General features: G+C 72.2%; 8 protein-coding genes. 5 read left to right on the forward strand and 3 right to left on the reverse strand.

Translation table 11 applies throughout. The features are described 5' to 3' along the window. From ACFV9T_RS28065 to ACFV9T_RS28075, 3 genes are all read left to right on the forward strand, one after another. Positions 1-1,317 (forward strand): dihydrolipoyl dehydrogenase family protein (locus tag ACFV9T_RS28065; protein WP_385445062.1); only part of this gene is annotated, 1,317 nt, incomplete at its 5' end. Between the two features lie 218 nt (positions 1,318-1,535). Then, positions 1,536-2,864 (forward strand): protein phosphatase 2C domain-containing protein, encoded by a 1,329-nt coding sequence (locus tag ACFV9T_RS28070; RefSeq protein ID WP_385445064.1) that lies wholly within the window; start codon positions 1,536-1,538, stop codon positions 2,862-2,864. Between the two features lie 83 nt (positions 2,865-2,947). Beyond that, positions 2,948-4,690, forward strand: coding sequence for a pyruvate dehydrogenase (locus ACFV9T_RS28075; protein ID WP_385445066.1), 1,743 nt, complete (start codon positions 2,948-2,950; stop codon positions 4,688-4,690). 5 nt (positions 4,691-4,695) lie between these two features. Here ACFV9T_RS28075 and ACFV9T_RS28080 read toward each other — a convergent pair whose 3' ends face one another. Next, a complete protein-coding gene (locus ACFV9T_RS28080; RefSeq protein ID WP_385445068.1) occupies positions 4,696-5,802 on the reverse strand; it encodes an alpha/beta fold hydrolase in 1,107 nt (368 codons plus the stop codon). 379 nt (positions 5,803-6,181) lie between these two features. Here ACFV9T_RS28080 and ACFV9T_RS28085 point away from each other — a divergent pair, with 379 nt between their 5' ends. Continuing rightward, entirely contained in the window at positions 6,182-7,810 is a 1,629-nt protein-coding gene (locus ACFV9T_RS28085) for an IS200/IS605 family accessory protein TnpB-related protein (RefSeq protein WP_385445070.1), read from the forward strand. Between the two features lie 73 nt (positions 7,811-7,883). Here the strand turns inward: ACFV9T_RS28085 and ACFV9T_RS28090 are convergent, their stop codons facing one another. Together ACFV9T_RS28090 and ACFV9T_RS28095 are read right to left on the reverse strand one after the other, a co-directional pair. Then, positions 7,884-8,636 carry an ABC transporter permease gene (locus ACFV9T_RS28090; protein ID WP_385445072.1) on the reverse strand — a complete coding sequence of 251 codons (753 nt, stop codon included), beginning with the start codon at positions 8,634-8,636 and terminating at the stop codon, positions 7,884-7,886. A 47-nt stretch (positions 8,637-8,683) separates the two neighbouring features. Further along, positions 8,684-9,481 (reverse strand): ABC transporter ATP-binding protein, encoded by a 798-nt coding sequence (locus tag ACFV9T_RS28095; protein WP_385445073.1) that lies wholly within the window; start codon positions 9,479-9,481, stop codon positions 8,684-8,686. Between the two features lie 74 nt (positions 9,482-9,555). Between ACFV9T_RS28095 and ACFV9T_RS28100 the strand changes: the two genes are divergently transcribed. After that, positions 9,556-10,197, forward strand: coding sequence for a TetR/AcrR family transcriptional regulator (locus ACFV9T_RS28100; RefSeq protein WP_385445074.1), 642 nt, complete (start codon positions 9,556-9,558; stop codon positions 10,195-10,197). Positions 10,198-10,283: the final 86 nt, after the last annotated feature.

Genomic DNA, 10,283 nt, shown 5'->3' on the forward strand with positions numbered 1-10,283 from the left:
GGCGGCGAGTGCTCGTACTGGGCCTGCGTCCCCAGCAAGGCGTTGCTGCGTTCGGTCATCGCGCGCGCCGAGGCGCGGCGTACGCCCGGGGCGCGGCAGGCGTCGGCCGCGCCGCTGGACGCGGGTGCCGTGCTGGCCCACCGGGACGCGTTCGTCTCGAACTGGAAGGACGACGGCGCGGTCGGCTGGCTCGACTCGGCGGGCATCGACCTGGTCCGTGGCTACGGGCGGCTCGTCGAGCCGCGCCGTATCGCGGTCACCCAGCCGGACGGGCAGGAGCGCTTCCTGACCGCCCGGCACGCCGTGGCCATCTGCACCGGCAGCCGGGCCGCGCTGCCGGATCTGCCCGGCCTCGCGGAGGCCCGCCCGTGGACCAGCCGGGAGGCGACCAGCTCGTCCACGGTGCCCCGGCGGCTGGCCGTGGTGGGCGGCGGGGTGGTGGCCGTCGAGATGGCCACCGCGTGGAACGCCCTCGGCTCCGAGGTGACCATGCTGATCCGTGGCTCGGGGATGCTGGAGCGGATGGAGGCGTTCGCGGGCGAGCTGGTGGCGGAGTCGCTCGCGGAGGCGGGGGTGAAGATCCGTACGGGGACGTCCGTGACGGCCGTACGGCGCGATGGCGCGGACGGCGCGGTGACGCTGACGCTGGACGGCGGGGAGACCGTCGAGGCCGACGAGGTGCTGTTCGCCACCGGGCGCGCGCCGCGTACCGATGGCCTCGGCCTGGAGACGGTCGGGCTCACGCCCGGCGGCTGGCTGGACGTGGACGACACCCTCCGGGTGCGGGACGTGCCGGGTGGCTGGCTGTACGCGGCGGGCGACGTCAACCACCGCGCGCTCCTCACCCACCAGGGCAAATACCAGGCGCGGATCGCGGGCGCGGCCATCGCCGCCCGCGCCCAGGGCGTACCCCTCCTGGAGACCGACCGCTGGGGCGCCCACGCGGCCACCGCGGACCACGGGGCGGTGCCGCAGGTCGTCTTCACCGACCCGGAGGTCGGCGCGGTCGGACTGACCGCCGAACAGGCCGAGGCCGCTGGCCGCAGCATCCGGGTCGTCGACTACGACCTCGGCCAGCTCACCGGCGCCGCCCTGTACGCGGACGGCTACCGCGGCCGCGCCCGCATGGTCGTCGACCTGGACCGGGGCCATCTGATCGGCGTGACGTTCGTGGGCCCGGGCGTGGGGGAGCTGCTGCACTCGGCGACGGTGGCGGTGGCCGGTGAGGTGCCGATCGAGCGCCTGTGGCACGCGGTGCCGTCGTTCCCCACGGTGAGCGAGGTATGGCTGCGGCTGCTGGAGGCGTACCGGGGGTAGGGGCGGCGGCTCCGGTTCACGGGCGGGCTGCCCGTAGCGTCGGGGTGGGCCGGGGGCTTTCCCCTGGCCCGCCCCTTCCCGACACTCGGGGCTCTGCCCCAAGACCCCGCGACGCGTGCCGCGACGGGCGGTGTGCGCCCGCTCCGGGGCGGGGACGTCCGGGGCCCCGGGGGAATCGCGTGGTGTTCCCGTGAAGCTCCGCTGTGGACAATATGGGGATGAGCCAGCAGGGGGACGACCGACGCCGTCAGGAAAACGACTGGTGGGGGGAGTTGTACGACCCGGCCCGGGCCGATGCCGGACCCGCCGCGGCGGCCGATTCGGTGGACGACCGCTTCGACTCCGCGACCCGCACGCTCGGCGGCAGACGGCCGACCGGTGGGGAGCAGATGCCCGCCGCAGGGGCGCCCTGGGGCTCGTCGGAGCGTGAGCCGGGTGGCGTCGCGCCGGGGCCGGAGGGCGGGGCGGGCGGCGACGGGCCGTCCCCATCCGCCTCCGCGCCGGGGTCGGGCGGGGGCGCGGGAGGTGGTCCGCAGGGGTGGCGATCTCCCGGGAGCGGGTCCCCGTCCGCCCCCACGCCCCGGCGGCCCTGGCGGGCTGCCGGGGCCGCGTTCGTGGGCGACGGGCCGCCCGTCTACGAGGCCGAGCCGACCACGTTGCCCGTCGCCGACCCGGAAGAGCCGTCCAGCACGGTGCCCGACACCGTGCTCGACGGCGCCCGCTACGGGACGTTCACCCTGCGCGCCGTATCGCTGCGCGGCGACGCGGCGCGCTCCGGGGGCGAGCCCCGGCGGGACACGCTGCTCACGGCCCGGTTCGGGACCGGGAACGGCGCCCTGGTCCTGGTCGCCGTGGCGGGCGGGGCGTCGCCGGAGGCCGCGCGGGAGCTGTGCGGCTGGATCGGCGCGGCCATCGGCCGCAGCCACGCGCGGCTCGCGCAGGACATCCACGCCGCCCGGCGGGGCGCGCTCAAGTCCGGGCTGCACCGGCTCACCGACCGGGGCTACGGGCGGCTGCGCACCCGCGCGGCCGAACTCGGCCTCGACCCCGCCGCGTACACCGCCCCGGTGCGCTGTCTGCTGCTGCCCGCCCACCCGGGCTGCCGGGTGCGGGTGTTCTTCGGGGCCGGTGACGGCGGGCTGTTCCGGCTGCGCGACGGCGCCTGGCAGGACCTGGAACCGGACCCGAGGGAGGGCGACACCGTCGGCGGGCCCGTGCTCGCCTTCGGCGACGGGCGCCCGTCAGCCCCGGAACTGCCCGCCGAATGGGAAGCCGTCCCGGACGGTGTCCCGCAGACCGAGCCCGGCCCCGAGCCCACCGGCGCCTTCCGCTTCCGTGCCTCCGTCGCCCAACCGGGTGACACCCTGCTGCTCTGCGGCACCGGCCTCGCCGAGCCGCTGCGCGCCGAGCCCGCGCTCGCCGCGCACTTGGCCGAACGCTGGGCTGGGGCCGAGCCGCCGGGCCTCGCCGGGTTCCTCGCCGATGCCCAGGTGGGGGTCAAGGGGTACGCCGACGACCGTACGGCGGCCGCCGTCTGGGAGGCGTGAGCGTCCCGTCCATGGGTTGATGGTCCGTGAGGGAACACGGCAACCCGGGACGACAGGGACGATAAGGAACGAAAGGCGCCGCGATGGGCAAGCAGACCGTGGCCGAGCAATTCGTGGACATCCTGGCCCGCGCCGGGGTGCGGCGGCTGTACGGGGTGGTCGGCGACAGCCTCAACCCCGTCGTGGACGCGATCCGCCGCAACTCCGCCATCGACTGGATCCAGGTCCGCCACGAGGAGAGCGCCGCGTTCGCCGCGGGCGCCGAGGCGCAACTCACGGGCAAGCTCGCCGGGTGCGCGGGCTCCTGCGGGCCCGGCAATCTGCACCTGATCAACGGGCTGTACGACGCCCACCGCTCCATGGCCCCGGTCCTCGCCCTCGCCTCGCACATCCCCAGCAGCGAGATCGGCACCGGCTACTTCCAGGAAACCCATCCCGACCAGCTGTTCCGCGAGTGCAGCCACTACAGCGAGCTGATCTCCAGCCCGCAGCAGATGCCGCGCGTGCTGCAGACCGCGATCCAGCACGCGGTCGGCCGCCGGGGCGTCAGCGTCGTTTCGCTCCCCGGCGACATCGCGGCGCGCCCGGCGCCCGAGCGCGCCGAGGAGCACGCGCTGGTGACCTCACGCCCCACCGTGCGCCCCGGCGACACCGAGATCGACACCCTCGCGCGCATGGTGGACGAGGCGAACCGGGTGACGCTCTTCTGCGGCAGCGGCACCGCCGGGGCGCACGCGGAGGTGATGGCCTTCGCCGAGCGGGTGAAGGCACCGGTGGGGCACGCGCTGCGGGGCAAGGAGCACATTCAGTACGACAACCCGTACGACGTCGGAATGAGCGGACTGCTCGGCTACGGCGCCGCGTACGAGGCGACGAACGAATGCGACCTGCTGATCCTCCTCGGCACCGACTTCCCCTACAACGCCTTCCTCCCCGACAACGTCCGCACCGTCCAGGTCGACGTCCGCCCCGAGCATCTGGGCCGCCGCTCCAAGCTCGACCTGGCCGTCTGGGGCGACGTCCGCGAGACGCTGCGCTGTCTGACCCCGAAGGTGCGCCCCAAGACCGACCGCCGGTTCCTGGACCGGATGCTGAAGAAGCACGCGGAGGCGCTGGAGGGCGTGGTCAAGGCGTACACCCGCAAGGTGGAGAAGCATGTTCCGATCCACCCGGAGTACGTGGCCTCGATCCTGGACGAGGAGGCCGCCGAGGACGCGATCTTCACCGTGGACACCGGGATGAACAACGTATGGGCGGCCCGCTATCTCACCCCCAACGGCCGCCGCCGGGTGATCGGTTCCTTCACCCACGGCTCGATGGCCAACGCACTCCCGCAGGCCATCGGCGCCCAGTTCCTCGACCGCCGCCGCCAGGTCATCTCGATGTCCGGCGACGGCGGGTTCACGATGCTGATGGGCGACTTCCTCACCCTCGTCCAGTACGACCTGCCGGTGAAGGTCATCCTGTTCAACAACTCCTCCCTCGGCATGGTCGAACTGGAGATGCTGGTCTCGGGCCTGCCCGCGTACGGCACCGGCAACCACAACCCCAACTTCGCCCAGCTCGCCCGCGCCGCCGGGGCCTACGCCGAACGCGTCGAGAAGCCCAAGCATCTGCGCTCCGCGCTGCGCACCGCCCTCCACCACAAGGGCCCCGCCCTGGTCGACATCGTCACCGACCCCAACGCGCTGTCCATCCCACCGAAGATCAGGGCCGAGATGGTGACGGGGTTCGCGCTGTCGGCCAGCAAGATGGTGCTGGACGGCGGCGTCGGCAGAATGGTCCAGATGGCCCGCTCCAACCTCCGCAACGTCCCCCGCCCCTGACCTGATCAGCCGGACTTCTGCCAGGCGCAGCTGCCGAGCGTGGCACGCCCCTTCTCCACCAGCGGATCGGCGACCTCGGCCGGTGGCATGGCGCTGTGCCCCCGGTAGCAGACGACGGTGCGGTCCGGGTACCCGGCCAGGTCGACGAGGATCTGGTCCCAGTGCCGGTACTGCACGTCATGCCCCGAGTCGGCATAGCTGCGCACGGCCGGATCGCCGGGCAGATGCTCCTTCCAGGTCCCGGTCATGCTCGGCGGCACGGTCGTGTCCTTCTTCCCGCTGTAGACGATGACGGGCGCCTTCAGCTTCGACAGATCCGGTCCGGGCCGCTCGCAGTACAGCTTCTGCTCGTGCACCTGCGGCGCGGGGTCGGCTTTCTGCCCGCGCTGGTTGTAGGTGCGGGCCCCGTCCTCGTACGCGGTGTCGGCGAACCCGCGCACCCGCTTGGTCGGACTGTCCTCCGGAAGCGCCCACCAGATACGCGGATCGGCGATCTGCTTCTCCAGCGACCTGCCCAGCTCCTCGTCGGACATCGAGCAGTAGGACGGCTTGGCCCCGTACGGTGGCAGCGCGGCGGCCAGATGCAGCGACTGAACGCGGTCGGGCGCGAGGGAAGCCAGCTCGGCGGCGTAGGGCCCGCCACCCGAAATGGCGATCACGCTGACCTTGCGTACCCCGGCGCGGTCCAGCACCTGCAGCGCGTCCTTCACGAAGTCGGCCTTCCCCAGGCCCTTGTCGAACTCCGTGTCCCCGAAGCCGTTGCGCTCGACGGATATCAGCCGCAGCCCGAGGGATTCCCGCGTGCTGCGCAGAAAGTCCGTCATACCCGCCGCCCGCGCGCTGGTTCCCGTGCCCCCGATGTAGAGCACCGGCTTCCCGTCCCGGGGCCCCTCGTCGATGTAGTGCGCGGTGCGCCCCGAATCCAGCTTCATCGCCCGCACCTCGGGCCCGAGCGAGTCGAACTCGTCCTGAATGCGGACCTGATGAACGCTGGTGGCGCGGGGCTCACGAGGCGATGTGGCGGTGGCGCTGCCACTCACCGCCCCGGAGCCGGTGAGCAGGAGGGTCGCGGCGGCGGTGGCGGCGATACCGGTGACGAGCGATCTGGGCACGTGTCTCTCCTGGCCGTAAACGGTTGGATCAACGCGTGTTTACCCCTCCTGATCGAGAAGACTCCTCGCGTAGGGAACGCTCGATCATGCCCCACTTCCAAGCCTTGAGCGGCATCACCGTCGAGGTCGCGGTCACCGGGCGCCGCTGGTTTGCCACACCGGCCCTGGCATAGCCATCGTCGCGAACAAGATCCACGGTCGACGGCCGACCCTAACTGGTCGACCTCGGCGTGCCCAGCCCAGCCCGTCACGCCACCTTCTACCGGCTCAACGCCCGCAAACGGGAACGGGAGTTCTTGAGTCGCATGCGTGACCTTTGCGACGGGTGTTCGTTGGGTGTTGTGACGGGGGGATCTTCGGGCCGTATGGAGGGTGGGGGATGGGCGGGTTGCGTGAGGTGGCGGCGCCGTTCGTGGTGCCCGGCCCGTCCGGGATGGCCGTCCGCGCCGGACTCAAGGGCCTGACTGGTCAGGACGAGATGGTCCTGCGTCTGGTCGGTGGCTGGCTGGGCTCTCTGGCTTCCCGGGATTGGAAGGCCCGCTGCGCGGCCGGGCTGGATCATGACAGTGACCGGTGGGCGCGGCGGAAGCGGGTGTTGACCGGTCAGTCTTCCTCTCGGTGGGCGGGCAGTATCACCAAGGTCACGCATGATCAGTGGGGGCTGGCCCGGCGTGGTCAGCTCGCGTTTATCCAGTCCCTTGAGGCCGGTGTCCGTACGATCACGCAGCGGCTCTCGCTGCCGGTTGGGGCGAAGGGCTCTCGGGGCTTGCCGGGTGGTTACCGTTCCCGGCGGGAGTGGTTTGCCAAGTCCCGTCGTCTGTGCCTGCTTCAGGATCAGCTGGAGCGGGAGCGGGCCGACCGTGAGGCCGCACGGGTGCGTGTGGTTCGCGGTGGCAGGAAGCTGCTGCGCACCCGGCACCACCTCGAAGTTGCCCGGTTGACCGAGGCGCAGTGGCGGGTGCGGTGGGAGGCTGAGCGCTGGTTCCTCCAGGCGGATGGCGAGTCGGGGAAGCGGTACGGGAACGAGACGATCCGCGTCAGCCCGGATGGTGAGGTGAGCGTCAAGCTTCCGGGGCCGCTGGCGGGGCTGGCGAACGCGCCCCATGGTCGGTATCTGCTGGCGTGCCGGGTCGGCTTCCGGCACCGGGGCGAGCAGTGGGCCGACCGCATTACGGCCAATCGCGCGGTGGCCTATCGCATCCACTACGACGTGGAGCGTGACCGCTGGTACCTGACCGCCTCCTGGCAGATCCCGCCGGTGAGGACGGTGCCGTTGGAGGCGGTCAGGTCCGGCGGGCTGATCGGCGTCGACACCAATGCCGACCACCTAGCCGCCTGGCGCCTGGACACCCACGGCAACCCTGTCGGTGAACCGCGCAGGTTCGACTACGACCTGTCCGGCAGCGCACCGCACCGGGACGCGCAAGTGCGGCATGCTCTCATCAGCCTCCTGCACTGGGCCAAACGCTACGGGGTGGCCATCGCGATTGAGGATTTGGACTTCCAGGCGGACGCCACCCGGGAGAAGCACGGGCGGCGGAAGCGGTTCCGCAAACTGATCTCCGGCATGCCCACCGCCAAGCTGCGGGCTCGACTGGTATCGATGGCCGCCGAGCTCGGCATCGCCGTCGTGGCTGTGGATCCCGCGTACACCAGCCGATGGGGCGCCCAGCACTGGCAAAAGCCCCTCACCAGCAAGAACAGAAGGACCACTCGCCACCATGCGGCAGCGGTGGCGATCGGAAGGCGCGCCCTGGGGCACCCGATCCGGCGACGGACGGCACCGCCCCCGCACGACCAGAGCGATGGTGCGGGGCATCGGACCGTCCAGGCCGCACCGGACACCCCGGGGCGTGAGGAAACCCGCCCCCGCATTCCCGGACCACGGACACGATCCGTAGACGCCGGATGCAGAGCGAAAGCGGGGGACCAGTGCGCCCACAACCGTTCGGGGCGCACGGCTGAGCACGAGTTCTGGCACCAGGACTCACTCCCGCTCAGTCTCTAGGAACGGTAGTAGCGGGTGTCGGAATGTACGGCATGCTCATGTCGCTGCTCAAAGCGCCCCCCGCGTTCCGCACTCACCCTTTCGCCCGCCGGAAGAGCCGGGCCCCGGCGGCGAGGCACACGGCGGCCAGGGCCAGGGTGACCACGGCGCCGAGGGCGACGGTGCCGTCCGCGTAGTGGCCCAGGTACGCCTGGCGCACGGCGTCGACCGTGTAGCGGAACGGCACGGCGTGCGAGGCGCCGTCCAGCCAGCCGGGGGCGAGGGACATCGGCAGCAGCAGCCCGGACAGCAGCATCAGCGGCATGCCCGCCGTGTTGGCGATGGCGGCGAACTCGGGTGTGGTCCGTACGCGCATGGCCAGCCCGTACGAGAGGGCGGCCAGCGCCGCCGACAGTACGGCGACGAACAGCAGCCCGAGCAGGATTCCGGCGAGCGGCGCGCGCAGCCCGAAGGTCAGCCCGAGGAGGACGAGCAGCACCGACTGGGCCACCAGCTGGACGACATCGCGCAGCACCCGGCCGAGCAGCAGGGCCGGCGGGCTCACCGGGGTGACCCGCATCCGGTCGATGACACCGAGGTTGCGGTCCATCAGCAGGCCGAGCCCCACGTACGAGCCACCGAGCAGGGCGAGCTGGACGAGCACCCCGGGGACCAGGGTCTGCCAGGACGAACCGCTCACGCCCAGGCTCAGTTTGGTCAGCAGCGGTCCGAAGAGCGCCAGGAAGAGCAGCGGTTGGAGCATGCCGAAGAAGAGATTGATCTTCGAGCGCAGGGTGGCCCGCAGGTAGCGGCCGAAGACGACGCCGGTGTCGGCGAGCAGGGTCATGGCAGTGCCTCGTAGGTGTCGAAGGTCAGAAGGAGGTCAGATGGAGGTCAGATGGAGAGAGGGGCGTCGGTCGCCGCGGACCGGCCGGTGATGGCCAGGAACGCGTCCTGGAGGCTGGCGGTGGGATCGCCCGCGTGGCGGGCCTTGAGGTCGGCCGGGGTGCCCTCGGCGACGATCACCCCGGCGTCCACGACCACGATCCGGTCGGCGAGCGCGTCGGCCTCGTCCAGATAGTGGGTGGTCAGGAAGACCGTGGTGCCGTGCTCGGCGCGGATGTGCCGGACCAGGTCCCACAGTTCGGCGCGGCTGCCGGGGTCGAGCCCGGTGGTCGGTTCGTCGAGGAAGACCACCTCGGGCCGGTTGATCAGGCCGAGCGCGATCTCCACCCGGCGGCGCTGACCGCCGGAGAGCGCGCCGGTGGGGCGGTCCAGCAGGGCCGTGAGGCCGAGGTCCCGGGCGAGTTCCCCGGCGCGCTCGCGCGCCTCCGCCCTGGGCAGCCGGTGCAGCCGTCCCTGGGTGACCAGTTCCTCGCGTACGGCGCAGGCGGGGTCGAGGCCGCCGGACTGGGCCACGTAACCGATCCTGCGGCGCACCCCCGCCGGGTCGCGCCGCAGGTCGTGCCCGGCGACCGACGCCTCGCCGCCGCTGGGCGGCAGCAGGGTGGTGAGCATGCGCAGGGTCGTGGTCTTGCCCGCGCCGTTGGGGCCGAGAAAGCCGAGGATTTCGCCGCGGTCGACGGTCAGGTCGATGCCACGGACGGCGTGCACCGGGCCCGCCGGGACCCGGAACGTCCGGGTGAGGCCCCGGGTGCGGATGGCCGGGGGAGGGGTGAGGGGTGTGGACATGGCTGCGATAAAAACATAGTCCGCTGCAAAACTGCAATGCATTTCAAGTTTGCAGTGAGGTTAGACTTCGGGGCATGGCAGAAGGGCTACGGGAGCGCAAGAAGCGGGAGACGCGGCAGCGCATCAACCGGGTCGCGATCGAGCTGTTCGTGGAGCGGGGCTTCGACCGCGTCACGATCGCCGAGGTCGCGGCGGCGGCGGAGGTGTCGGTCAACACCCTCTACAACTACTTCGAGTCGAAGGAGGACCTGGTGCTGCCGCCGGACCAGGCGTCCTCGCGGCGGCTCGCCGACCTCGTACGGGACCGCGCCCCCGGGCAGTCGGCGGCCGACGCGGTGCTGGCGCGGCTGCGCGACGAGGTGCGGCGGCGGGACCGCTCGCTCGGGCTGACCGAGGGCTTCGGGCGGGTCTTCGCGATGATGCGGGCCGCGCCCACGCTCATCGCCCGGCTGGAGGACCTCGGCCGGGAGATGACCGACGCGCTGGCCGCCGTACTGGCCGAGGAGACCGGCGCCGCGCCGGACGATCCGCTGCCCCGGGTGGTGGCCACGCAGCTCGGGGCGTTCCACGCGCTGGTCTTCGCCGAGATCGGCAGGCGGACCGAGGCGGGGGAGCGACCCGACGCGATCGCCGAGGCCGTGACCGGTCTGCTGGACGCGTACCGGGGAGTGCTGGGCGAGCCGCTGGCCACCTATGCCACGAGGAAAGAGGGGTGACGGGTGTGCGCGCCATCAAGATCCGCCGCAAGGGGCGCGGAAGGTGAGGGGGCGCCCGGCGGTGTGGGGGGGGCCCCCCCGCCCCC

It is taken from the genome of Streptomyces sp. NPDC059850 (assembly GCF_042731515.1).
Lineage (GTDB): Bacteria > Actinomycetota > Actinomycetes > Streptomycetales > Streptomycetaceae > Streptomyces.